This window comes from Ruegeria sp. YTSA226, from assembly GCF_059609905.1.
Genome location: NZ_JBXWMQ010000004.1, coordinates 79,544 through 103,861 on the forward strand (window position 1 = coordinate 79,544; position 24,318 = coordinate 103,861).

Consider the following 24,318-nt stretch of genomic DNA (forward strand, 5'->3'; position numbering starts at 1 on the left):
CAAATAAGTCGGAGAGCAGAAAATGAAATGGCTAATGCGCATCCTGTTCCTTTTGGTGGCTGTGGTCGGTCTTGTCATCGGCGCGTTGCTGCTGATGCCGGGCGACAAGTTGGCGACCATTCTGGCCGAGCAGGTCAAGGCACAAACCGGGCGTGATCTGAAACTGTCGGGGGGCGTTAAGCTGTCCTTCTGGCCTGTGCTGGGCATGGAAACCGGGGCGGTTTCCTTCGGAAATGCCTCGTGGGCGGGGTCTGAGCCGATGCTGAGCGCCGAAAGCCTGGCGGTTGGGGTCGATACCTTGGCCATTTTGTCCGGCGATGTGCTGATCAAACGGATTATTGCCGAGAATCCGACCCTCAGACTCGAACTGTCAGACGGGCGCGGAAACTGGGAGTTTGACACGGCCGTCGCCCCGACAGCCAGCGGCTCGGGTGGATCAAAACCGGCCGATGCATCGCGTGCGGTGACACTGGAGCATCTGAAACTGACTCAGGCGCGTCTGATCTTTGTTGAAAATGGATCGGCCCGATTTGATGTCGCAGATGTGGATTTGTCTGCCAGTTGGCCAGCAGTCTCGGCCCCCATGGTTCTGGATGCACAAATGCCGGTTCCGGGCGGTGAGGCCCGCGTGGATATCAAGATACCCGACTTGCCGGCCTATGCCACGGGCGCGGCATCCGACATTGAACTTGCACTTGCGGCCCCTGGTGGTGACATCGGATTTGACGGGCGCGTCAACCTTGCCGGAGAGATGGACGGCAAGCTGCAGTTGAAAACCAAAGACACGGAAAAAATGCTGGCCGCGTTCGGTCAGGAGGGCGTTGGAGTGCCGCACGGGTTAGGCCGCGCTGCGAATGTGTCGGGGCAGATGACTTATACCAGAGATGGCCGCATATCTGTGCGCGATCTGGTGGCTTCACTCGACAGTAACCGTTTTACAGGTGAAGTTGATATTGTAATTTCCAACCCTCCACAGATCACTGCTCGGTTGGATGCCAGTGATCTTGATCTTTCTCGCTATAATCAAAGTGGTCAGACGGTCTCGTCCAGTTCCGGCGGTTCCGGCGCGGGTGCTGCCTTGGAGGGGTGGTCAAGGGAACCGATCGACGCCTCGGCGCTGGCTTTGGCCAATGGTGAAATTCGACTGACAGCCAAATCTATCGCGATGCCCGAGCTGACGCTTGGCCCCAGCGACCTGACAATGCGGCTGGACCGGTCTCGGGCTGCATTGGAGATGAACCCGGCAACCTTGTTTTCCGGAACGCTGAACGGGCAGGTGGTGGCCAATAATCGGAATGGGTTGTCCGTTGGCGGCAAGATAAAGGCCAAGGGCATTGACCTCAAACAAGCTCTGACAGCCTTGGTCGGGGTCGAGCGGCTGTCCGGGACCGGGTCAGGATCATTCGAGTTTCTGGGCGTTGGCCAGAACGAGAATCAGATCATGCGTTCTCTCAGCGGTAAGGGCAGCTTGGATGTAGGAAAGGGGTTGATATCGGGCTTTGACCTTGATCGTCTCATGGGACGAGGCAAAGGATCGGGTGGCACCACCGTGTTCAACAGCCTGACGGCTAGCTTCACCATTGATAAGGGCGTTTTGCAGAACAACGATCTGTTGATGTCGCTGGACAATTTCCGCGCGGATGGCAAAGGAAAAGTCGGGATCGGAGCGCGCAATATCGACTATCTGTTCACGCCGGTCGCTCTGCGTGCGAATTCGGGAGAGGGCCTGTCGGTTCCGGTGCGTATCGTTGGACCATGGAGCAATCCGTCGATCAAGCCGGACCTGACCAAGGTGATCGAAGCGGCCGCCGGAGGAAAGGTCAAAGAGCTTGAGGATGATGTCAAAAAGAAAGTCATCGACAAGATAGGCGGCGATACCGGTACGGCCGGGACTGACGGGGACAGCGTCGAGGATGCGCTGAAGAACAAGCTTGAGGACGAGGCCAAGAAAGGACTGCTTAAGCTGTTTGGCGGAAATTGAAGTGTCGGGGCCAGCGCCCCGACACCAACGCTCAGATGGTCTGGTCGTAATCTCCGACACCCGGTTCGGTTCGGATAACCGCGTCGATATCCGCAAAAATGGCACGCATCTCTTCTTTGCTTTCGCTGCTTTCGCAGACGACCACCAGATTGGGCGTATTCGACGAGGCGCGCACCAACCCCCAGCTGCCATTGTCCAGAATGACTCGGGCACCGTTGACAGTGACCACTTCTTTGATCGGGCGACCTGCAAGCGTCTCTCCGGCTTCGGATTTGGCGACCAGCTTTGCGACCAAGCGGTCGAGTATGTCGTATTTTTCGGTATCCGCTGCATAGGGGGACATGGTCGGTGTCGACCATGTTTTCGGTAGCGCCTTTCGCAGGTCGGACATGCTTTGGTCCGGGTTGCGGTCCATCAGTTTACAGATCTCAACCGCGACGCGCATGCCGCAATCATAACCACGTCCAATCGGTTCGGCCAAAAAGTAATGCCCCGACTTTTCGAACCCGGCCAGCGCGTTGATCTCTTTGACTCGCCGCTTCATGTGGCTGTGGCCGGTTTTCCAGTAATCTGCCTTGACCCCGCGGGCCTTCAACTCAGGGTCGCTGGCAAAAAGGCCGGTTGATTTCACGTCGGCGACAAAGGTGGCATTGGGGTAAATCTTGGCCAGATCGCGGGCCATGATCACGCCGACCTTATCAGCAAAAATCTCCTCCCCCTCGTCATCCACAACGCCACAGCGGTCACCGTCACCATCGAACCCCAGCGCCATGTCGGCACCGCTGGCTTTCACGGTATCGGACATGTCGTGCAGCATTTCCATCGCTTCTGGGTTCGGGTTGTAATGCGGGAAAGTATAGTCCAGCTGGTTATGGCTGGGCACGACTTCTACCCCCATGCGTTCAAAGATTTCCGGGGCAAAGGCGGATGCGGTGCCGTTCCCTGTGGCACAGACCACTTTGAGAGGTCGGGATATTCTGAAATCGCCGACCAGATCGTCGATATAGGCCTCTTTCACGCCATCAACGAATTCGTAGGACCCGCCAGGGTGGGTCTGCCCTTCGCCATTCAGAACAATGTCTCGCAGCTCTGACATCTCGTCCAGGCCATGGGTCAGGGGACGTTCGAACCCCATCTTGACCCCGGTCCAGCCATTTGGATTGTGGCTGGCCGTGACCATGGCCACGGCTGGAACGTCCAGATGGAACTGAGCGAAATAGGCCATCGGGCTAAGCGCCGGACCGATATCCTTTACCTGAATTCCCGCCTGCATCAGGCCCAGGATCAGGGCATTTTTGATGGCCAGAGAATAGTCACGATAATCATTGGCTACAGCAATCACGGGTTCAATCCCACGCTTGCGCATCTGTGTGCCCAGACCCAACCCCAGTGCGGTCATGCCCGGCAGGTTGATCTCTTCTGGATATTTCCAGCGGGCATCATATTCGCGAAAGCCGGTTGGCTTGATCATTGCGTCGCGCAGAAAGCTCCAGGTGTTCGGAGTCACCTCGGGGTTGGGTTTGGTCATGGGAATACTCTTGTTCAGATCTGGATAGGGTTGGCCTTGGCCAACGCATCAAAACGCATCAATGTATCGATGAGCTGCGGCATCTGGTCCAATGGGATCATATTGGGACCGTCGGAAGGTGCAGTATCAGGGTCCTGATGGGTTTCGATAAAAACCGCACCGATGCCAAGCGAAACCGCAGCGCGGGCCATCACAGGCGCGAATTCTCGCTGCCCACCAGTAGAACCACCTTTGCCGCCAGGCTGCTGTACCGAGTGTGTGGCATCCATTACGACCGGGTATCCCGTTTTGGCCATCTGCGGCAGGCCGCGCATGTCAGCGACCAACGTATTATATCCAAACGAAGTTCCGCGTTCTGTCAGCAGGATGTTTGTGTTCCCAGTGCTTTCGACCTTGCTCACGATGTTGCCCATCTCCCATGGGGCCAAAAACTGTCCTTTTTTGACATTAACCGCCTTGCCGGTTTCGCCAGCTGCGAGCAGCATATCTGTTTGTCGGCATAGAAAGGCAGGGATTTGCAGCACGTCCACAGCCTCGGCCGCAATCGCGCACTGGGCTTCGGTATGTACATCTGTCAGCACTGGAATGCCCAAGGTTTTGCGGATGTCATCCAGAACCTTGAGCCCTGTGTCTATTCCCATACCACGCGCACCCGACAGAGAAGTCCGGTTCGCCTTGTCGTACGAGGCTTTAAAGACGTACTGCGCCCCGGCGGCGTCGCAGGCCTCTTTCATTTTTCCTGCGATCATTTGGGCATGATCGGCAGTTTCCAGTTGGCAGGGACCGGCGATGATCGTCAGGGGAAGATCATTGCCGACCGTGAGATCGGAGATTTTTACATGTTTCATGTGTCTTACGAAGATACCTGTTCACGAAGGACCGACGCGGTAAGCGAGATCATCAGGTAGATACCAGCAAACAACAGGAAAGCCAAAATCGTATTTTCGAACTTGCGCGGATAGCTGGGTTCCTGACTGGGAACAGGATTGACGGAAACCGTCAGATACCGAACCTGACGATTGGCTTCGGTCCTGGTTGTCTCCATATGCTGCATAGCTGATTGCAGGATCATATCCCTAGCGGCCAGATCGGCCTGTGCCATCTGAATCCGAACACTCAGCCTGGCCAGCGAATTCTCGCCGGCAGAGACATCCAGCATTTCGGCGTTCAATTCCTCCAGCACAACCGTAAGCCGTGCGATGTCGGCCTGTGCGCCATCCACCTTGGCTTTGTTTGGGCGGCGATTGTCCAACAAGGCTGCAAGCTGCAGTTCTTTGTCCTGAATAAGCGTCTCGATTTCGTTTATGCGGCCCCGCAACCCGGCAATGACGCTTTCAGGGTCAAGGATTGCGCCTTGCAGCTGAAGCTCGATCAGGTCTTCCTGAGCTTTCTTGCGTTCTTCCTGAGCGCTTACAAACCCTTCCCGGGCATCTTTCATCTGGTCTTCGCGTTTCTTTTCGGTCAGCGCGTTTACCCGTTGCTCGGCATAGGAAATCAGTTCTCGTGAAAACGCGGCCGAAGTCTGGGGGTCAGGTGTCGCCACCTCCATCCGGATCAGGCCATCGGTCGGGTCATATCCGACCGTGATCATGCGTTTGTACAGCTTGTAAGCCTCTTCGAGACTGGCGTCCGGGGACAATCGCTGAATGGGGTCGATCCAGTCCTGTTTGAACACATCAGCGAAACCGGCCTCTGTGTCCAAAAGTTCAAGCGCATCTTTCGATTCTAGAAACTCCTGGGTGGCAACCGAATCCTGCGTGGTCGCAAATTGGGTCCCTGCCAGAAGCCCTCCGATAGAGCCCGCGCCCCCGTCCGCCTGAAGGATCAGAAAGGCAGAGTTGCTGGCGTACATTGGGGTCGCGATCCGATAGAAATAGAGACCCACGACAAAGGTAGGTAGCAGGACAAAGGCCGCAAGCCGTGCAAACAGAGCGAACAGTTTGCGACGGCGGCGGCGGGCGATGTCCCTCTGAATCTGTCCGATTTCACGTTCACGCCGCTCGGCCGGGCTCATCTCCGGTCCGGGCAAGTTCTCCGGTGCATCTTTCACGGTCTGGGGCAGGTGGATCGTGATGCGATCATTCGTCTGCTCGTCCGAAGTTTTCTTTTCCGAGGCAAGGTTCAGCAGACTGGAGCGTTCAAACGGATCAATTCCCTTTTTGCGCAACAACCGAACTGCATCATAGTCCGAAGTCGCCGCAAGACCGTTTTTCTGGGCAAGACGACGTGCCACCCGCAGTTGGCGGCCGGTCAGTCCTTCGCGTTTGATAGCGTCGATCTCGGTCCCTACTGGCGGTTCATTTTCTGGGCCGGGCGCCTTTGTGGCCTGGCGAATACGCGAGATCGCGTCTTCGCGCGTTTCGGCATTTCCCGCAGACCGCCGTTTGCGGCGCCAGTTGTATTTATCAGCCCTGGGTTTGGTAGTCATATAACTGCTTTGCCTCTTCCAAGGTTTCGAACAAGTGAAGCTGACCATCCACTAATACCGCCGCCTGACGCGCGAATTTTTCAAGCAGGGCCGGGTTGTGAGAGACGATGACCAGTGTTGTCGTGCGCAGCCGTTCCTGCAGAATGTCGCCTGCCTTTTTGTTGAATTCAACATCCGTTGTGGCCGGCATCCCTTCGTCGATGAGGTACATGTCGAAATCCAGAGCCAGCATCAACGCGAATGTGAACCGCGACCGCATACCGGATGAATAGGTCGCCAGCGGTTGATTGAAATATTCACCCAGGCCACACAGCCAACTGCAATATGCCTCGACATAGTCCGGGTCCATACCATAGATCTTGGCGATATAGCGCGAGTTCTCCAGAGCCGACAGCTTGTTTGAAACTCCGCCGGTAAATCCCATCGGAAAAGAGACGCGGCAGGATTTGCGAATGACCCCTTCGTCGGGTTTCTCTAGTCCGGCCATCATGTTGATCAGGGTGGTTTTCCCGGTACCGTTCGGGGCCAGAATACCGATGGATGTGCCAAGTTCGACGCGAAAAGACACTCTGTCCAGAATCACCTTTCGGCGCGTCCCGGTCCAAAAGGACTTGCTGACATTTTCAAACTCAAGCATCCAAGGCCTGCGGGTTTATCTTGTTGTTGCGCCGTTCGGATCGGCGAAAGAACGGTACCTCTACGGCGCCATATAGGCCACATTATGTCGAATTATGAAACAAATGATCAATGCGTTCCGGGGGTCGTTTTTGGTAATGTGACTTTTGCATCTGTTGGCGTCTGGATGTGTGTTACCTATCTTGCTTTCAGAACACCAACCATCTGATGCGGCACTGATTGCGATCTCATGAACCCACTCGAAAAAGAAATAGAGGCCTGCCGTATTTGTGCTGACCGATTTGCGGCAACTGAAACCGCGCATGAACCAAGACCCATTGTCTGGTTCCGCAAAGACACGCCCATTTTAGTCTGTGGTCAGGCTCCGGGGGCACGAGTGCATGTGTCGGGTCGCCCTTTTACCGACCCTTCCGGTGATCGGCTTCGGGCGTGGTTGGGTGTTGATGAGGAGCTGTTTTATGACCGTTCACGTGTCTCGATCGTTCCAATGGCGTTTTGCTTTCCCGGCTATGATGCGCGCAAGGCAGATTTGCCTCCTCCGCCAGTATGCGGTCAGACTTGGCATGATCGGGTCATGGCGGATCTTGGGCCTGTGCCGTTGACCATTCTTGTCGGGGGGCACGCCCATAGATATCACCTGAAGTCACGTGGGTCAGTCACCGAAACCGTCCGCAACTGGCGGGACTATGCGCCGCGGATCTTTGCCTTGCCTCATCCGTCCTGGCGGAATACGGCATGGATGAAGAAAAATCCGTGGTTCGAAGCCGATCTGTTGCCGGTTTTGCGTGCACGGGTGCAAGAGGTTCTGAATGACTGAGATTTCGGCTCTGGACGCCGCCCATGCCGCGGCTGAGGCCGCTCCGCAGGATGATGCGGCCCGTCTGCGTTTCTTTGAGCGGCTGGCTGACAGTGAGCTGTTCCTGATGCTGACGGAAGAGGCAAAGAACGAGAATATTTCGCCCGAATTGTTCGACGTGGCAGACGGGCGTTTTGTGCTGGCATTCGATCGCGAAGACCGGCTGGCCCGCTTCGCAGACCGCCCGGTGCCCTATGTTGCGCTGTCGGGGCGGGTTTTATCGTCTATGTTGTCGGGGCAGGGGATCGGGCTGGGGTTGAACCTTGAAGTTGCCCCGTCCTCGATGTTGATCCCGCCCGAGGCATTGGGCTGGTTGGTGGAAACTTTGCAGCATGGTCCCGAAGAGGTGCAACAGCACCTGTCCGAGTTCCTGGCTCCATCGGGGTTGCCCGACGAACTGCTGACAGCTTTGGACGCCAAGCTGGCTACGGCCATTGGGTTGGCGCAAGCCGCCTATCTGGTCAGCACCAAAACGGCTGAAGGTGGTTTCGGGCATTTGCTGGGATTTGTCGATGCCGTCGAAGGGGCAGAGGCAGCTCTGGCTAAGGCCGCGTCTGAAGCGCTTACCTTTTCCGGGGTCGAAGCTGGGGCAATGGACGTAGGTTTTTTCAAATCAAGTGACACGGCCGCAGCGTCTTTGGCGCGGGTGGGTTTGCGGTACGATCTGCCGCAGCCTGAGGCACGTGTGAATGCGCATATCGCTCCTGGGCGCGATCCGGACAAACCGCCTTTGCTTAAGTAATGGCAGAATGGGGCTTCGCAGATTGATCCGCGAAGCCCGGTTTGTTTATTCGGCTGCCGGCTCCAGCTTGTCCTGTGTACGCGTTTCAAAGTCGCCGGCCTCGTGGCGTTCGTGAAGCTGTGTATGCTTTTCGCCGAAGGCACGATTGACCATGCGACCGCGTTTTACGGCGGGACGGGCGTCAATCTCCTTGGCCCAGCGCATGACGTTCTTGTAGGATTCGACGTCCAGGAACTCGGCTGCGCTGTACAGGCGCCCAAGAACCAGTTGTCCGTACCAGGGCCAGATCGCGATATCGGCGATAGAGTAATCCTCGCCTGCGATATAGGTTTTCTCGGACAGCTCCCGATCCAGAACATCCAGCTGCCGCTTGGTTTCCATGGCAAAGCGGTTGATGGGATATTCCCATTTCTCGGGCGCATAGGCGTAGAAATGGCCAAACCCGCCACCCAGATATGGTGCACTGCCCATTTGCCAGAAAACCCAGTTCATCACCTCTGTCCGTTCGGGCCCGGATTCGGGTAGGAAAGCGTTGAACCTTTCAGCCAGGTGAAACAGAATCGAGGCACTTTCGAACACGCGCACAGGTTTTTCACCGGACCGATCCCACAGGGCAGGGATCTTCGAGTTCGGGTTGGCCTCTACAAAGCCCGAACTAAACTGATCTCCCTCGCCGATGTTGATCAGCCAGGCGTTATACTCGGCCTCTTCATGGCCTAGCGCCAGAAGCTCTTCCAGCATGACGGTTACTTTTACCCCGTTCGGAGTAGCAAGCGAATAGAGCTGCAGAGGATGGCGCCCAGCAGGCAAATCCTTGTCATGAGTTGCCCCCGCAATCGGGCGGTTGATATTAGCGAATTGTCCGCCGTTTTGGCTGTCCCATGTCCAGACCATAGGGGGCGTATAGGTCGATTGCTCGCTCATTTATTGCCTTTCTCAGCAAAGTTCGGGTGAATTATCCGTTCGCTTCAACAGCTAATATTGCAAAGGGCAAAGTCCAACCCTGCCTGTTGGGAAGATTTTGTAACATTCAGTGCAAAGACTTCACGTTTTCTCATTCGATGTCACAGCGACGCGAGCGGGACTGCGTTCGATCGAGGAATCACCTATTCTCTGCACAGCCCCGTATTCCGGGCCGATCATCCATCCAATAAAAAAGGACCGCCCTTATGAAACGACTTGCCTGGACCTTAGTTGCGACCTTGGCATTTGCCATGCCTGCCCTTGCAGGAGATCAGTATGTGGACGCCACCGGCTATGCGGTGTCGGGATATGACGTGGTTGCCTATCGCAGTCTGGATCAGGTTGCTGTCGGTCAATCACAGCCCGAAGCCGTCCGCGGAAGGTCAGATATTACGGCCGAATACAACGGCGTTACCTGGGCATTCTCGACCGAAGAGAACCGGGACAAGTTCATGGAAAACCCTGCTTATTATGCGCCGCAATATGACGGTCACTGCGCCTATGGCGTGTCACGCGGCGGCAAGGTGCCTGCGAACCCGAACCTGTGGCGGATTGTTGATGACAAGCTGTATCTGAACATTACCGATGTGGTTGTCGGGTTCTTTGAAGAAGATATTCCCGGCAATATCAATCTGGCTGAAGGAAACTGGCCGGGCATCGAGGCCGACGGGGCCTCCAGCAGCGTGATCCCGAAGTTTACCTCCGAAGGCCCGGTCGCAAACTGAGAGTTCTGCAACGGATGCAAAGCCCGGCATTGATTTGCCGGGCTTTTTGTTTGTCATCCGGCCAACCAGTACTCATCCTGCGTTTGCTGGTCGGCGTTGAATCTGATCCGCACGCTGCGGGCGCCCGGAAATTTCTTGGTCGCAAGCGCAACGGGTACGACAACTTCGCCAGTGCCCGCATCTTTGGACTGAAAGCTCAGAATCTCTGTCTTGACGCGCTTGGAGCCAGCGAGAACACTCGTCGGCAATGCGACGCGGTTAGCACCTTCGCAGACAGGTGCGGAAATGAAATAAGTCAGGTTGCGGCCATGCAAGCCGACAGCGTCCGGAATGTGGTCAGCATCTTGCAGGCGATCCGCATCTTGACTGTCCACCGGGGTGTCCTGCAAGTGGGGCAGCGCCGTATTCAGCATTGCACGACAGGCATCAATATCTTGGGTTTCCAGCTGAATAACGCGTTTGCGCAATCGGGGGCGGCGTGGTTTCCCCGCCGCCGAGCCCGCCAGACCTTTCCCGGCCAGCCCCTCGCTGCGCAGCAAATCATAGGCCGCCTTGGCGTTGGCCAAGGCCGCACCGTCTCCGCCATTCTTATCGGGGTGGGCTTCGAATGCGATGTTGCGCCAGGCTTCTCGAATGTCATCTGAACTGGCGCTTTGAGCCAGACCAAGTGTGCCGAAGGCATTGGCGCGGGCACTAACCTTGTCAAAAGGTTCCATACTAAATTCACTCATAAACAAACTATACGGCCCCACAATGAATGGGCGGTTGCTAAAGTCAAATTTGTAACAGAATTGAACGGTTTATCGCGACAATGATTAAGGCTTCAGTTGGATTGTTCAAGTGGCCCAGTCAGGCAGGGTAATCCCAACTTATTCCGCAAAAACACCCGGGGTTTTCGCCTCGGGTGCACAGTCTGAAACAAGCGGATATCAAGCGACGTTCTGAAGCTCGGCCTTTGGTGTGACTCCAAGGGCAAAGCACACATCCCGGGTCAGTTCCGGCCGGTTCAAGGTGTAAAAGTGGAGCTTGTCCACTCCGCCCTCGATCAGGTCTGAACAAAGTTCTGTGCACAATGCGGTGGCCAGCAGGTCTTCGCGGTCGTCACGAATGGCCTTCTCAAAGGCATTCTCGATCCAATCCGGAATATGTGTCCCGCATCTGCGGGCAAAGTTGCGCGCCCCTTTCCAGTTTTCGATCGGCAGGATGCCCGGAACGATGGGCTTGTCGATCCCTGCCTTTTCACAGGCATCGCGGAAACGGAAAAATGTCTCGGCCTCAAAGAAGAACTGAGTCAGGGCTTCGTCGGCCCCAGCGTCCAGCTTAGCCTTTAACCAATCGACATCGGCGGAAAAATCCCGCGCTTCGGGGTGTTTGTCTGGATAGGCGCCAACACGGATGCTGAACATCTCGGTTTCTGCCAGCGCTTCGATCAATTCGACCGAGTCCGCGAACCCTTCCGGGTGCGGCACGAACCGATCCTGACCCTTGGGCGGATCGCCGCGCAAGGCGACGATGTTCTCCACGCCCGCCCGAGCAAAGGTATCTGCGATTTCCAGTGTTTCCTGACGTGACGCATCCACACAAGTCAGATGTGCAGCAACAGGCAGGCCAGAGGACTTGTGCAATGTGGCCACCGCATCGCGCGTCAGCTCGCGCGTGGTGCCCCCCGCGCCATAGGTGACAGAAACAAAGCGCGGTTCAAGCGGTGCCAGAGTTTGCACCGTATCCCAAAGGCGGAATGAAGCCTCAAGCGTCTGTGGCGGGAAAAATTCAAATGAAACTTCTGGTCTTGTCATCTCGGCCTCACGGGTGAAATCTCTGACCCTTGTGCCAGCTAACGCATTGTGAGACAAACTCATATTATTCAAGAACAACATGAGTTCCACGCAATGCATATCGAATTCCGCCACCTGCGTACGATCAAGGCGATCCATGAATGTGGCGGGCTTGCCCGTGCCGCAGATCAACTGAACATCACTCAATCCGCGTTGAGCCATCAAATCAAAGGCCTAGAGGATCAGGCCGGGGTCGAATTGTTCTTGCGCCGGTCCAAACCGATGAAACTTTCGGCGGCCGGTTTGCGGCTGTTACGCCTGGCCGAGCAGATCCTGCCGCAGGTCGAGGCGACACAGCAGGAGTTCTCTTCTTTGCGCGACGGGCGCACGGGCCGTATGCATATCGCCATTGAATGCCACGCCTGTTTTGAGTGGCTGTTCCCGGTGCTGGAATCCTTTCGTAAATCCTGGGGCGATGTGGATGTCGATATCCGCCCCGGCCTAGCCTTTGATGCCTTGCCGGCTTTGCAAAAAGAAGAGGTCGATCTGGTTGTTTCCTCGGACCCAGAAGATCTGCCCGGTGTCGAATTCATCGAACTCTTTGACTATGACGCGGTGTTTGTCGCGGCTTCGACACACCCGCTTGCCCAGAAAGAGTTCATTGAGGCCGAAGATTTTCGCGGCCAGACCCTGATCACCTACCCGGTCGAACGCACACGGCTGGATGTGTTCAGCCAGTTGCTGATCCCCGCGCGGGTCGAACCGGCCGCGATCCGACAGGTTGAGCTGACCGCAGTGATCCTGTTGCTGGTCGCATCGAACCGGGGGATATCTGTGCTGCCGGACTGGGTTGTGCGTGAGGTGAAGTATAATTCCGACTATGTTACCCGCCCGCTGACCAAGGCGGGCATTAAACGTCGCCTTTATGCTGCAGTGCGCACCGAGGACCTTGAGAAACCCTTTGTGCAAGAGCTGATCAAGCTGGCCAAAACCGAGGCGCGCAAGCTGCAGGAGCAATAGGCACAAAACGCGGGTCTGCTATGCGTATCATTCCTCTTGGCAAGGGCGCATTGCCCCAGTATACGCGCGGTTTGACCGGACAGGAGCCTTTGGACAATGGTTGGCAGTGCAAACCTCAACATCATGATCAAAGCCGCGCGCAAAGCGGGGCGTTCACTGGTCAAGGATTTTCGTGAAGTCGAGAACCTTCAGGTGTCGATGAAAGGCGCCGGGGATTTTGTGTCCAAGGCAGACATTGCAGCCGAGGCGATCCTGAAAGAGGAACTGCTTGGCGCGCGCCCGACCTATGGCTGGCTGGCCGAAGAGGGCGGCGAGATTGCCGGCGAAGATCCCACCCGCCGCTGGATTGTGGATCCGCTGGATGGCACCACGAATTTTCTGCACGGCCTGCCGCACTGGGCGATCTCGATCGCGTTGGAACATAAAGGCAAAATTGTTGCCGGTGTGATCTATGACGCCGCCAAGGACGAGATGTTCTTTGCAGAAAATGGCGAAGGCGCATGGATGAACGACACCCGTATCCGCGTTTCGGGTCGTCACCGCATGATCGAGTCGATCTTTTCGACCGGGCTGCCTTTTGGCGGACGGTCTGACTTGCCTGCGACCCTGCAGGATCTGGCACGTCTGATGCCAGTCTGCGCCGGTGTACGTCGGTGGGGCGCAGCAGCGCTGGACATGGCTTATGTTGCTGCTGGCCGGTATGAAGGCTTTTGGGAACGCCGTCTGAATGCCTGGGATGTTGCCGCCGGGATCATCATCGTGAAAGAGGCCGGTGGCTTTGTGCAGGCTTTGAACCCGGAAGGTAACGTGCTGGAGGACGGCGAGGTCATCTGTTCCAACGAGCCCATCTTTGATCAGTTTTCCAAGGTCATCCGGGGCTGAGCCACCAACAGGCAGGTTAAGCAAGCGCGCCCGATTGAGGCGCGCTTTTTCGTTTCAGAGGGTCGCGCGCTGGGCTAGATCCGCCTCTTCAGCCAATCGTGCAGCGACTGAGGCGACTGCAAGATCCTGCAACCCGACCCCGGTTCCATCAAACAGAGTGATCTGATCGTCGCTTGTCCGACCGGGGTGGTCACCATTGATGACGGCGCCGATGGGCGCGATTGCATCCTCGGTCAAGGCGCCAAGGCTGATGGCATGTTGGGCCTCGCCGATTGTCACGGACTGGGCGACCTCGTCGGTAAAGACAGTCGCCGCAGCGACGAGATCCGCGTCAACCTCCTGTTTGCCTTTGGTGTCGGTGCCCATGCAAGCCAGATGTGTGCCGGGCTTGATCCAGTCTTTCATCAAGAGCGGCTCAAAAGCCGAGGTGATGGTGATGATCACATCCGCCTGTGCGCCCAGCTCCTGTTGGCTGACGGCCTCGAATTCCAACCCAACCTCAGTGGCCACAGCTGCAAGGCGGGGCAGCATGTCGGGATGCGGGTTCCAGGCAACGACCTTTTCGAAGTCGCGCTGTTCCGCCGCCGCCCGCAGCTGGAAAGTTGACTGATGTCCGGCCCCGACCATGCCAAGTACTCTTGCGTCTTGCCGCGCCAGATGCGCGATCGAAACCGCCGAAGAGGCCGCTGTGCGCACCGCTGTCAGGTAATTGCCCCCGACAAGCGCGGACAATCGCCCGGTATCGGGGTCGAACAGAAACACTGTGGATTGGTGGTTGGTCAGGCCCTTCGCCGCATTGCCCGGCCAGTATCCACCGGATTTGAGGCCCAGCACCTGACCGTCGCGGTCAAATCCCGATTTGAACCCATAGAGAGCCTCGGCATGGCCCAAAGCCTCGCGGATAACGGGAAAGTTCCACGCGCCACCTTTAGCCATCGCACCGAACACAGCCTGTACAGCGTCAAAGGCCTGCTGGCGTCCTACCAGTTTCTCGCACAGATCTTCGCCTACAATCAGCAGGCCGTCGCTTTTCATAACATCCCTCATCTCAATAGGCTTTCCCGCGGGCCGAGACCGGCCACAGGGCTTCGACTTTGCCGCCCCGTACGCCCACATACCAATCATGGACATTGCAGGTGGGGTCACAGTGGCCCGGCACCAACCGCAGCTTGTCATTGACCTTCAGTACGCCGTCTGGATCCCCGATAACCCCATGCTCGTCCGAGCACTTGAGGTATTCGACATCATCACGCCCAAACACAAAGGGCAGGCCGCTATCGACCGATTGCGCCTTGAGGCCGGCGTCGCAGATGGCCTTGTCTGCTTTGGCATGGCTCATGATGCTGGTCAGGATGAACAGCGCATTTTCCCATTCTCCCTGATCAATCCGCTGGCCGTTCTGATCCAGAATCCGCCCATAATCCGCGTCCATGAAGGCGTAAGAGCCGCATTGCAATTCGTTGTAAACGCCCGAGTTACTTTCGAAGTAATAGGAACCGGTGCCGCCGCCCGAAACCAGTTCGCACTCGATCCCTTCTGCTTTCAACCCGGCGACAGCGTCTTCGACCATGGCAATGGCAACATCCAGCTTCTCTTTACGGGCCTCATAGGTGTCGAGATGTTGCATCGCACCCTGATAGGCCTGAATGCCGGTGAATTTCAGATTTGGCGCTGCTTGCACAGCTTTGGCAATCTCGATGACCGCCGGTGTCGTGGTTACACCACAGCGCCCTGCGCCGCAGTCGATCTCGATGAACACTTCCAGTTCTGTACCGTGACGCGAAGCGGCAGCCGAAAGGTCGGAGATATTGTCGATATCGTCCACGCAGACAATGATACGTGCGCCGAAATTGGGCAGCCGTGCCAGTCGGTCAATCTTGACCGGGTCGCGCACCTGGTTGGATACAAGGATGTCCGTAATGCCGCCACGGGCAAATACCTCGGCTTCCGACACTTTCTGACAGCAGACGCCGACCGAACCGCCCAACCGTTCCTGCAGCTTGGCCACATCGACCGATTTGTGCATCTTGCCATGAACACGATGGCGCATCCCATGGGCCTTTGCGAAATCGCCCATCTTTCGGATGTTGCTCTCTAGCGCGTCCAGATCAAGGATCAGGCAAGGCGTCTGTATCTCGCTTTCGTCCATGCCGATCGCGGCAGGGATGTCGAAGCCGACCTCGAGGTCTTCAAAATTTACGGTCTTGTTCATGTTGTTTCTCCTTACCCTTTCAGCCAGGGCAGTTTGTCCAGGTCTACATTGCCACCGGTCACGATGACCCCAATGCGCTTGCCTTGGAAAACCTCTGGGTTCTTCAAAATGGTTGCCAGAGGAACCGCCGAAGACGGCTCCATCACCACGCGCAGGTGCTTCCAGGTCAGTTTCATCGCTTCGATGATTTCCTCTTCCGAGGCGGTAAAAATATCGGTCACGTGGTTGGATACGAAATGCCAGGTGTTTTCTTTCAGGGGCACCAGCAGCCCATCCGCAACTGTCTTGGGTGCGTCGTCTGCGATGATATGACCGGCCTTGAATGACCGGTAAGCGTCATCCGCCTGTTCCGGTTCCGCTGCATAAATTGCGGTCTCGGGCGCAAGGTTCGAAACCGTCAGACAGGTGCCTGAAATCATGCCGCCACCGCCGATGGGCGCGATAACGGCGTCCATACCACCAGTCTGTTCCAGCAGTTCGGCGGAGCAGGTGGCCTGACCGGTAATCACACGCGGGTCGTTATAGGGGTGAACAAATTCGCCACCGGTTCGGGCCTGAACCTCGGCAAATGTTGCTTCGCGCGAGCTTGTCGAAGGGTCACATTCGGTGATTGTACCGCCATATCGGCGAACTGCATCCTTCTTGGCCTGCGGGGCTGTGCGCGGCATGACCACGTTGCACGGAATACCGCGGCGGCCGGCCGCATAAGACAAAGACAAGGCGTGGTTGCCGCTGGAATGCGTGCAGACACCCTTGGGCATCAAATGGTCTGCAAGGCCGAATACAGCGTTGCAGGCCCCACGCACCTTAAAGGCCCCGGCTTCTTGGAAATTTTCGCATTTGAAGAACAGCTGCGCGCCGGTCAGGTCATTCAGGTGGTCCGAAACCATGACCGGAGTTCGGCGGATATGCGGTTTGATCCGATCATGCGCGACACGCATGTCCTCGATCGTCAGATCCGCGGCAGAGGGGTGATCCAACATTGTCATTCTCCTTACGCCGCGGCCTCGGTTCGGTTGCCGGGTGTGGCGCGAAAGTGTTCCTGGGCTGCGGCGACGCCAGAGCCCAACGTGATCGGATAGCTTAGATCGGCCATTGCCATCTCGATCGTACAGAGTCCGGACAGGACCATCGCATCTGTCAGACTGCCCAGATGCCCGATACGGAACGCCCTGCCGTGCAACTGGCCCAGGCCAACACCAAAGGACATCCCGTAGGTGTTAAAGGCATGGTCGGTCAGAATGTTGCTGTCGAACCCTTCGGGCACGTAGATTGCGCTGACCGTGTCCGAGTAAAGGTCTGGCGATTGAGCAACCAGTTCCAGCCCCCAAGTATCGACGGCGCGCCGGACACCCTCGGCAAGCCGATGATGACGGGCGTAAACATTAGGTAAGCCTTCTTCAAACAGCATCTTCAGGCTTTCACGCAGCCCGTAGATCAGTTGCAGAGGTGGTGTATAGGGAAACCCTCCGGTCGCATTGGCCGCCATCATATCCCGGAAATCGAAAAAGGTCCGGTGCAGCTCTGCGGTTTCCATCGCGTCCAGCGCTTTCTGGCTGACGCAAAGGATGGCCATGCCAGTGGCCAACATGAATCCCTTCTGCGATCCCGAAACCGCGATGTCGACGCCCCAGCGGTCGAACTCGAACGGTACAGAGGCCAAAGAGCTGACGCAGTCCACCATCAAAAGCGCCGGGTGATTGGCGGCATCCATCGCCCGCCTTACAGCCCCGATATCCGAAAGCACCCCTGTCGCCGTTTCATTATGAGTGACCAGAACGGCGCGAATTTCATGCGCTTTGTCCCCAGTCAGAACCGTCTGAAATTGGTCGGCGGGGGCGCCGCTGCCCCAAGGGCAGTCGATGACCTGAACGTCAAGTCCGTGACGTGTACACAGATCAATCCAGCGGTGGCTGAAAACGCCATAGCGCGCAATCAGGACCTTATCACCGGGGCTGAGCGTGTTGGTGATTGCAGCCTCCCATCCACCTGTGCCGCTGGCGGGAAAGGTAACGATCTGGGCCGTAGCGGTATCAAAGACCTTCTTTGTGTCTTCCAGTACGGGTGCAAATGTCTGGACAAAGTCCGGCGCGCGATGATCCTGCGTCTGGACCTGCATGGCCAGGCGCAATCTATCAGGTATGTTGGTCGGGCCGGGAATGAAAACCGGGTTTTGGTTCGACATGGCTTGTTCCTCTGCTTTGGAGATAAGTGTCCGGGAAAAAGCTGCATTACGCAATTTTCTTGAAAAATATTTTCATTTATTGAAGGTAAATATTAAGCTACTGATATATTGAACTTTTCCGTTTTTCATTTTTACATACAAGAAATCCGGACGCGAGAAACTTTGGACAGCTGAAAGGAAATGCCTGGGATGGAAACGCAGAAAAGGCCACGCGGCAGACCAAAATCGCTGTTCAAGGAAAGCTCGGCCGGGACCATGCAATCGCTGGATCGGGCGCTTAGCGTTTTGACCACAGTAGCCAGTCTGGAACGCGCAGCACTCAGCGATTTGGCGCGCGAAGTTGATGTGCCCACGGCCACAACACACCGAATTCTGGTGACGCTGCAGAAGCACGGTTTCGTCGCCTTTGATGAAGAGCGTCAAGAATGGATGATCGGGATCGAGACCTATCGCACCGGAGCGTCCTTTCTACGCCGTAATGGTGTTATCGAAATCGGAAGGCCCATTTTACGCCGGCTGATGCAGGATAGCGGCGAAACGGCGAATCTGGCCGTTCCGGACGGGGCCGAAGTGGTGTTTGTGGGGCAGGTCGAAACGGCCAATCCGATCCGGGCTTTTTTTCCACCGGGCGCGCGGACACCGATGTATGCCTCGGGCACCGGTAAGGCGATCTTGGCCGCGTTGAACGAGGCTGCATTGATCAAAGCGCTGGGCACGTTGGACACAAAGGTCTTCACGCCTCAAACACTGGTGCCCGGCGATGCACTGCAAAGCGATCTGGATCAGACCCGGGCCCGCGGGTGGTCGCATGATCGGGAGGAACGATACGAGGGGATGTCATGCATCGGTGCGGCCATCTTCAACGACCGGGGGGAACCCTGTGCGGGCATTTCCGTATCTGGCCCTACCGCCCGGTTCAGCACTGAACGCGCGCCGGAATTAGGCCGATTGGTACAAGCCGCCGCGCAAGAGGTTACCTTGCTCAGCGGTGGGCGCTTACCGGCGCGGGATGCGGGGGATGCGGGATTGTGACAGCTTGTATTCGTGCTCTGGATGGGGCGGATGCCCATGGGTGCGGTTCCAATAGTCACTCGCGCCGCGCCGCAACCAAAGGGGTATGCACAAGAGCAAACCAACAAGGAAGCCCCCGGTATGGGCCCAATAGGCGACGCCGCCCTCGTCGGGGTTGCTGGACAGGCTTCCAATGAACTGCATACCCAGCCACACGCCTAGCATGACAAACGCCGGGATCGAGAAGACACGGAAATAGATCACCAGAACAAGCAGGATGTCCACGCGCGCTTTGGGGAACATCAACAAATAGCCACCCATGACGCCAGCTATTGCGCCAGACGCACCAATCGTAGGGACCAGAGATTGTGGCGCTGTGACGACGTGGATCAGACCGGCCCCGATACCGGCGGCAAGATAGAACAGCAGAAAGGGCAGGTGGCCCATCTCGTCTTCGAGGTTGTCGCCGAAGATCCACAGGAACAGCATGTTTCCTGCCAGATGCATCCAGCCGCCATGCAGGAACATCGAGGTCACGAGGGTCTCAAGCGTATAGCCGTCCGTAATCCGGGCGGGCACCACCGCATAGTCGGTATACAGCTGGGTGATCAGCCGCTGGTTCTCCATGCTTCCCGCATAGCTGAGGAAAATCAGGATATTTGCAGCCATCAACAGATAGATGACATACGGTGTGCGTCCCGAAGGGTTATGGTCACGAATTGGAAACATGGTGCGACGCTGGGCGGTTGGCTGCCCAGCGTCAAGGCCTGTTTAGGCCGCACCCCCCAGCAATGCGGCATTCCCACCCGCAGCAGTGGTGTCGACACAGACATGTCGTTCTCCCAGAACGCGGGTGCGATCTGGCTGGCCGGGGATCAGAGGGATGATCGGGCCTGCACGCCGGGACAGATGACGCTCGATTTCCTGACCGGTTGCGTCGTCGCCCCACCACAATACGCCCGAGAAGCCAGTCAGGTTTTCAAGCCGGTGCAGGTCTAACGCGCCGATAGCAGTGATAGCCCGCCCGCCCAGTGCTTTGACCGCGTTGGCCTGTGCTTGTGCGGCTTCAACTCCGGGACCCATACACAATAGCGGTGCGCGTGAGAATTCACTCAGGCGGTTCGATTCACCCGTCGGACCGGGCAGCAACCGCGCCTTGATCTCAGCAGATTTTCCTTCTGGCAATGGTAGATCGGTCATATCGGTGGACCATTGCTCGGGACTGACCTGCCGGTCCGGGGCGCAGAAACGGGTCAGGTAGTTCGGCCCGCCCGCCTTTGGGCCGGTCCCCGACAGACCCTCGCCGCCAAAGGGTTGCGATCCAACTATGGCGCCGATCTGGTTGCGATTGACGTAGATGTTTCCGGCATGAACAGCTTCGGTGATGTGCTGAACGCGGTCGTCGATCCGTGTGTGCAGGCCAAAGGTCAGCCCATATCCTGTGGCGTTGATATCGGCGATGATCTGATCCAACTCCGAGGAATTGAACCGCACTACATGCAGGACGGGGCCAAACACCTCGCGCTCCAACTCGGCAATGCCGGGGATTTCGATAAGGGTTGGGGCGATGAACGTGCCGTCGCCGGGGACGGACATCTCTTTCAGGACACGCCCTTCGGACCGTGCCAATGCGATGTGATCAGCGATACCAAGGCGTGCATCTTCGTCGATCACGGGACCGCAATCGGTTGAAATCAACCAGGGATCGCCAACCAGCAGCGCGTCCATGGCCCCTGTCAGCATAGTCAGAAGATCATCGGCAATGTCTTCTTGGACATAAAGACAGCGCAACGCCGAGCACCTTTGTCCCGCTGATTGGAATGCGCTTTCGATGATCGACTGAACCGCCTGTTCGGGCAGGGCGGTGCTGTCCACGATCATCGCATTCAGACCACCGGTTTCCGCGATCAGAGGCGTTCCCGGTCGCAAGTTTCCGGCCATGGCTGCACGGATTTTCAGGGCGGTCCCGGTCGAGCCGGTAAAGGCCACTCCCGACACCCTCGGGTCCGAGGTCAGGGCTGCGCCCACCGATGGACCGCCCGGCAGCAACTGTAGCGCGCTGCGTGGCACTCCGGCCTCGTGCAGCAATTCAACGGCGCGATGCGCGATCAATGGTGTCTGCGGTGCGGGCTTTGCCAATACCGCATTCCCAGTGGCCAAAGCGGCGGATATTTGACCGGTAAAAATGGCCAGCGGAAAGTTCCACGGGCTGATGCAGGTGAACACACCCGCTGGTTTTGCGTCGGGTATATTCGCCGCATAATAGCGCAGGAAATCTACCGCCTCGCGCAGTTCGGCGACTGCATCGGGCAGGGACTTACCAGCCTCACGGGCCAGCAGGGCGAAAAGCTCACCGAAATGGGTCTCGTAAAGGTCGGCGGCGGCATTCAGAACCTGCGAGCGTTGATCTGCCACTACCTGCCAGGGGGTGGCTGCAGTCAAAGCAAGCTCGACATCTTGTGCGCTGGCCGGAGCAACGGCACCGGGGCGATCCCGCGACTGTGCGGGGTTGACGATGGGCTGATCGTCATCGGGCCGCGCATCGCCGGACAACAACGGGCGCGCATACCAGTGATGCGTCCGAAACGCGTCCCGCGCGGCATTGACCCGGTCCAAAGTGGGAATGTGCCGCAAGTCAAACCCCTGCGAATTGGGCCGCTCGGGTTGAAACAGTTCGGGTCCGGTTGGAATGGCGCGTGCCGGTTCGAGGAGAGTGAGAAACGGATCGGCTGCAACCTCCTCCGGGGGAACAGTATCATCCACGATTTGGTTCACGAATGAAGAGTTTGCACCATTCTCAAGCAGTCGCCGCACCAGGTAGGCCAGCAAGTCACGATGGGCCCCGACAGGCGCATATATGCGGCAGCGCGTGTTGTTTGCGTTCTTAACCAGATGGTGCAGGGTTTCTCCCATCCCGTGCAGCCGCTGAAATTCGAAAGGCTGATCAGTTGCCATTTGCAGAATTGCACTGACCGTATGGGCGTTATGGGTGGCAAACTGCGGATAGATCCTGTCGGTCATGCCCAGCAATTTTCGCGCATTAGCAATATAGGAGACATCGGTCACGGCCTTGCTGGTAAACACCGGAAAACCCTCTACGCCTTCAACCTGAGCGCGCTTGATTTCGGTATCCCAATAGGCGCCTTTGACCAGCCGCACCATCAGTTTGCGGTCATAGCGCTCGGCCATTCCATAGAGCGCGTCCAGAGCGATTCCAGCACGCGGACCATAGGCCTGAACCACAATTCCGAACCCGTCCCATTCTGCGAGTGCAGGCTCGGCCATCACCGCTTCGATGACCTGCAGGGACAGCGACAGGCGGTCGGCCTCTTCGGCGTCGATGTTCAGGCCCATGCCAGCGGCTTTGGCCAAAAGGCACAGAGCGCGCAGGCGCGGGACAAGCTCGGCCATCACTCGCTGTTCCTGGGCCAACTCATACCGGGGGTGCAGTGCTGACAGCTTTACCGAGATGCCTGGATTGGCGCGAATGTCATCATGGGTGCAGGCCTCTGCAATGGCGGTGATGGCACGGGAATAAGACAAATGATATCGGGCCGCGTCGGCCTCGGTCCGTGCGGCTTCACCCAGCATATCGTAGGAATAGGTATAGCCCTTGGCCTCCATCCCGCTGGCACGTTCCATGGCCGACTGGATGGTCTCGCCCAGCACGAACTGACGACCCATTTCCTTCATTGCGCGCCCGACGGCCGTGCGGATAACCGGTTCACCCAGTCTTTTGATCGCACCTCGCAGGGCACTGACAGGCGAGGGCTTGCCGTCGTCGAGGACTTTACCGGTCAGCATCAGCGCCCAAGTCGAGGCATTCACCAGCGGCGAGGAGGATTGCCCAAGATGCTTGCCCCAGTCGGACGGCGCGATCTTGTCTTCGATGAGAGCATCGATCGTGTCGGCATCCGGCACGCGCAGCAGCGCTTCGGCCAGACACATCAGCGCCACGCCCTCATCGGTAGACAGGCCATATTCGGCCAGAAACACCTCCATCATGCCCGGCGATGTACTGGATCGAATATCACGCACAAGCTGGGCGGCTGCCGCACAGATTTGGGCGCGATCAGTTTCAGACAGCGCGGCATGATCGATAAGATTGTCGAGAACGGCGGTTTGATCAGCGTAGGTTTGGCTGTCGATATGGGTGCTCAGGCTGTGTGACATGAATCCTCCAGGCTTTTGTTGAATATAATGTCGATTTCTCAGGACGATTGCCGTATTTTTTAATTCATCTGGTCGGATGGACTGTTTTTAGGGGATAATGCCGTGCAAATGAGCTTTCCGGATTTGGATCGGTTTGATCGAGCGATCTTGGCGATTCTCTCAGAGGATGGGCGCATATCAGTTGCCGACCTAGCGCGGCGGATCGGGCTGTCGAAATCCCCAACCCAGGCACGTCTAAAGCGACTTGAGGCTAGCGGGGTGATCACCGGGTATCGCGCCTTACTGGACCCGATCCGACTGGGGCTGGACCATGTGGCTTTTGTCGAGGTGCGCCTGACCGACACAAGAGAGAAGGCACTGGCCGAGTTTAACGCCGCAGTCCGCAAGGTGCCCGAAATCGAGCAAGCCCATATGATCGCGTCGAATTTCGACTATCTGCTGAAAATCCGCACTGGTTCAATGTCGGAATACCGCGCCGTTTTGGCTGAGAAGATATCCTCGCTTCCGCATGTGGCGAATACCTCGACCTTTGTGGCGATGGAGGCAGTTAAGGAAACCGTTGTTTCAGGCGCTTTGGACAGGGTGGGTTGACGAATTGCGCAAGCGCGTCACCATACGCGTATGAAGCGTTTTGTGTTCCCTCTGCTAGTATTGGCGGCCCCTCCGGGTGTCGCCTGGTCTGAAGAATGCCCGTCCTCGCCGGATCATACCGAAAGCATCTCGGCCGTAATCGCGCAAATTCAGGATGTTGGAAACGAGGCCGAAGCCCAGACATTTTCCAATCAATTATGGGAGTTCTGGACCGATGCGCCCGACGCTGTTGCGCAGGCCGTTCTGGACCGGGGCATGACCCGCCGCAGTGGCTGGGACCTTCGGGGCGCCATCGAGGAGTTTGACAAGCTCATCGAATACTGCCCGCACTATGCCGAGGGGTACAATCAGCGCGCCTTTGCATATTATCTTAGCCAGGATTTCGCATCTGCACTGCCGGATCTGGACAAGGCGATCGAGCTGTCTCCGAACCATGTCGCGGCGATCAGCGGGCGCGCCCTGACACTGCTTGGCTTGCATCGGATTGATGAAGCCCGTGCGGCACTGTCACATGCCTTGGAGCTTAACCCCTGGCTGTCCGAGCGCCACCTGATGGCTCCGGGCGGACCGTTGGAGCCGCCGGGTAAGGATATCTGAGGAATAGACGTCC

At 57.3% G+C, this 24,318-nt stretch carries 22 protein-coding genes; 9 read left to right on the top strand and 13 right to left on the bottom strand.

Annotated features, from left to right (window positions below):
• Positions 1–22: 22 nt before the first annotated feature.
• A complete protein-coding gene (locus AC2FFF_RS07455) occupies positions 23–1,981 on the top strand; it encodes an AsmA family protein (protein ID WP_281972682.1) in 1,959 nt (652 codons plus the stop codon).
• 31 nt (positions 1,982–2,012) lie between these two features.
• Here AC2FFF_RS07455 and AC2FFF_RS07460 read toward each other — a convergent pair whose 3' ends face one another.
• Genes AC2FFF_RS07460 through AC2FFF_RS07475 form a run of 4 tightly spaced genes read right to left on the bottom strand, consistent with a single transcriptional unit; the run spans position 2,013 to position 6,574 of the window.
• Positions 2,013–3,509 (bottom strand): phosphomannomutase/phosphoglucomutase, encoded by a 1,497-nt coding sequence (locus AC2FFF_RS07460; protein WP_496882907.1) that lies wholly within the window; start codon positions 3,507–3,509, stop codon positions 2,013–2,015.
• 14 nt (positions 3,510–3,523) lie between these two features.
• Positions 3,524–4,357 (bottom strand): 3-deoxy-8-phosphooctulonate synthase, encoded by an 834-nt coding sequence (kdsA, locus tag AC2FFF_RS07465; protein ID WP_142636626.1) that lies wholly within the window; start codon positions 4,355–4,357, stop codon positions 3,524–3,526.
• Positions 4,358–4,362: 5 nt separating this feature from the next.
• Positions 4,363–5,937: a KpsE/RkpR family capsule polysaccharide export protein gene (locus AC2FFF_RS07470; RefSeq protein ID WP_271949292.1), complete on the bottom strand. Its 1,575-nt coding sequence runs from the start codon at positions 5,935–5,937 to the stop codon at positions 4,363–4,365.
• Positions 5,915–6,574, bottom strand: a complete 660-nt coding sequence (locus tag AC2FFF_RS07475) for an ABC transporter ATP-binding protein (RefSeq protein WP_142636630.1) — start codon at positions 6,572–6,574, stop codon at positions 5,915–5,917. The genes AC2FFF_RS07470 and AC2FFF_RS07475 overlap by 23 nt, the downstream gene beginning before the upstream one ends.
• Positions 6,575–6,802: 228 nt before the next feature.
• Between AC2FFF_RS07475 and AC2FFF_RS07480 the strand changes: the two genes are divergently transcribed.
• Both AC2FFF_RS07480 and AC2FFF_RS07485 read left to right on the top strand, forming a co-directional pair.
• Entirely contained in the window at positions 6,803–7,390 is a 588-nt protein-coding gene (locus AC2FFF_RS07480) for a uracil-DNA glycosylase family protein (protein ID WP_496882908.1), read from the top strand.
• Entirely contained in the window at positions 7,383–8,171 is a 789-nt protein-coding gene (locus AC2FFF_RS07485; RefSeq protein WP_281972684.1) for an SseB family protein, read from the top strand. Before AC2FFF_RS07480 ends, AC2FFF_RS07485 begins: the two co-directional genes overlap by 8 nt.
• A gap of 45 nt (positions 8,172–8,216) precedes the next feature.
• On the opposite strand, the gene yghU is transcribed toward AC2FFF_RS07485, so the two are convergent.
• Positions 8,217–9,095, bottom strand: coding sequence for a glutathione-dependent disulfide-bond oxidoreductase (gene yghU / locus AC2FFF_RS07490; protein WP_271949300.1), 879 nt, complete (start codon positions 9,093–9,095; stop codon positions 8,217–8,219).
• Between the two features lie 245 nt (positions 9,096–9,340).
• On the opposite strand from yghU, the gene AC2FFF_RS07495 reads away from it, so the two are divergent.
• Positions 9,341–9,859 carry a YHS domain-containing (seleno)protein gene (locus tag AC2FFF_RS07495; RefSeq protein ID WP_281972685.1) on the top strand — a complete coding sequence of 173 codons (519 nt, stop codon included), beginning with the start codon at positions 9,341–9,343 and terminating at the stop codon, positions 9,857–9,859.
• Between the two features lie 53 nt (positions 9,860–9,912).
• Here the strand turns inward: AC2FFF_RS07495 and AC2FFF_RS07500 are convergent, their stop codons facing one another.
• Positions 9,913–10,590, bottom strand: coding sequence for a J domain-containing protein (locus AC2FFF_RS07500; RefSeq protein ID WP_246097226.1), 678 nt, complete (start codon positions 10,588–10,590; stop codon positions 9,913–9,915).
• Between the two features lie 198 nt (positions 10,591–10,788).
• Positions 10,789–11,655, bottom strand: coding sequence for a methylenetetrahydrofolate reductase [NAD(P)H] (metF, locus tag AC2FFF_RS07505; RefSeq protein ID WP_142636642.1), 867 nt, complete (start codon positions 11,653–11,655; stop codon positions 10,789–10,791).
• 93 nt (positions 11,656–11,748) lie between these two features.
• Here metF and AC2FFF_RS07510 point away from each other — a divergent pair, with 93 nt between their 5' ends.
• Positions 11,749–12,654: a LysR family transcriptional regulator gene (locus AC2FFF_RS07510; protein ID WP_281972686.1), complete on the top strand. Its 906-nt coding sequence runs from the start codon at positions 11,749–11,751 to the stop codon at positions 12,652–12,654.
• 96 nt (positions 12,655–12,750) lie between these two features.
• Positions 12,751–13,536 (top strand): inositol monophosphatase family protein, encoded by a 786-nt coding sequence (locus AC2FFF_RS07515; protein WP_142636646.1) that lies wholly within the window; start codon positions 12,751–12,753, stop codon positions 13,534–13,536.
• Positions 13,537–13,590: 54 nt separating this feature from the next.
• Here AC2FFF_RS07515 and bhcD read toward each other — a convergent pair whose 3' ends face one another.
• Genes bhcD through bhcA form a run of 4 tightly spaced genes read right to left on the bottom strand, consistent with a single transcriptional unit; the run spans position 13,591 to position 17,933 of the window.
• Positions 13,591–14,571 (bottom strand): iminosuccinate reductase BhcD, encoded by a 981-nt coding sequence (gene bhcD, locus AC2FFF_RS07520; protein WP_281972687.1) that lies wholly within the window; start codon positions 14,569–14,571, stop codon positions 13,591–13,593.
• Positions 14,572–14,584: 13 nt separating this feature from the next.
• On the bottom strand, positions 14,585–15,748 hold the full coding sequence (gene bhcC, locus AC2FFF_RS07525; RefSeq protein WP_281972688.1) for a 3-hydroxy-D-aspartate aldolase BhcC: 1,164 nt from the start codon (positions 15,746–15,748) through the stop codon (positions 14,585–14,587).
• A gap of 11 nt (positions 15,749–15,759) precedes the next feature.
• Positions 15,760–16,731, bottom strand: a complete 972-nt coding sequence (gene bhcB / locus AC2FFF_RS07530) for a beta-hydroxyaspartate dehydratase BhcB (RefSeq protein WP_281972689.1) — start codon at positions 16,729–16,731, stop codon at positions 15,760–15,762.
• Between the two features lie 11 nt (positions 16,732–16,742).
• Positions 16,743–17,933 (bottom strand): L-aspartate--glyoxylate aminotransferase BhcA, encoded by a 1,191-nt coding sequence (gene bhcA, locus AC2FFF_RS07535; RefSeq protein ID WP_281972690.1) that lies wholly within the window; start codon positions 17,931–17,933, stop codon positions 16,743–16,745.
• 189 nt (positions 17,934–18,122) lie between these two features.
• Here bhcA and AC2FFF_RS07540 point away from each other — a divergent pair, with 189 nt between their 5' ends.
• Positions 18,123–18,965 carry an IclR family transcriptional regulator gene (locus tag AC2FFF_RS07540; protein ID WP_281972691.1) on the top strand — a complete coding sequence of 281 codons (843 nt, stop codon included), beginning with the start codon at positions 18,123–18,125 and terminating at the stop codon, positions 18,963–18,965.
• Here the strand turns inward: AC2FFF_RS07540 and AC2FFF_RS07545 are convergent.
• Positions 18,930–19,673, bottom strand: coding sequence for a rhomboid family intramembrane serine protease (locus AC2FFF_RS07545; RefSeq protein WP_281972692.1), 744 nt, complete (start codon positions 19,671–19,673; stop codon positions 18,930–18,932). The two genes, AC2FFF_RS07540 and AC2FFF_RS07545, sit on opposite strands and share 36 nt — an antisense overlap.
• 42 nt (positions 19,674–19,715) lie before the next feature.
• Positions 19,716–23,117 carry a bifunctional proline dehydrogenase/L-glutamate gamma-semialdehyde dehydrogenase PutA gene (gene putA / locus AC2FFF_RS07550; RefSeq protein WP_281972693.1) on the bottom strand — a complete coding sequence of 1,134 codons (3,402 nt, stop codon included), beginning with the start codon at positions 23,115–23,117 and terminating at the stop codon, positions 19,716–19,718.
• 108 nt (positions 23,118–23,225) lie between these two features.
• Here putA and AC2FFF_RS07555 point away from each other — a divergent pair, with 108 nt between their 5' ends.
• Together AC2FFF_RS07555 and AC2FFF_RS07560 are read left to right on the top strand one after the other, a co-directional pair.
• On the top strand, positions 23,226–23,708 hold the full coding sequence (locus AC2FFF_RS07555; protein ID WP_142636662.1) for an Lrp/AsnC family transcriptional regulator: 483 nt from the start codon (positions 23,226–23,228) through the stop codon (positions 23,706–23,708).
• 30 nt (positions 23,709–23,738) lie between these two features.
• A complete protein-coding gene (locus tag AC2FFF_RS07560; protein WP_271949329.1) occupies positions 23,739–24,305 on the top strand; it encodes a tetratricopeptide repeat protein in 567 nt (188 codons plus the stop codon).
• The last annotated feature ends 13 nt before the right edge of the window (positions 24,306–24,318 follow it).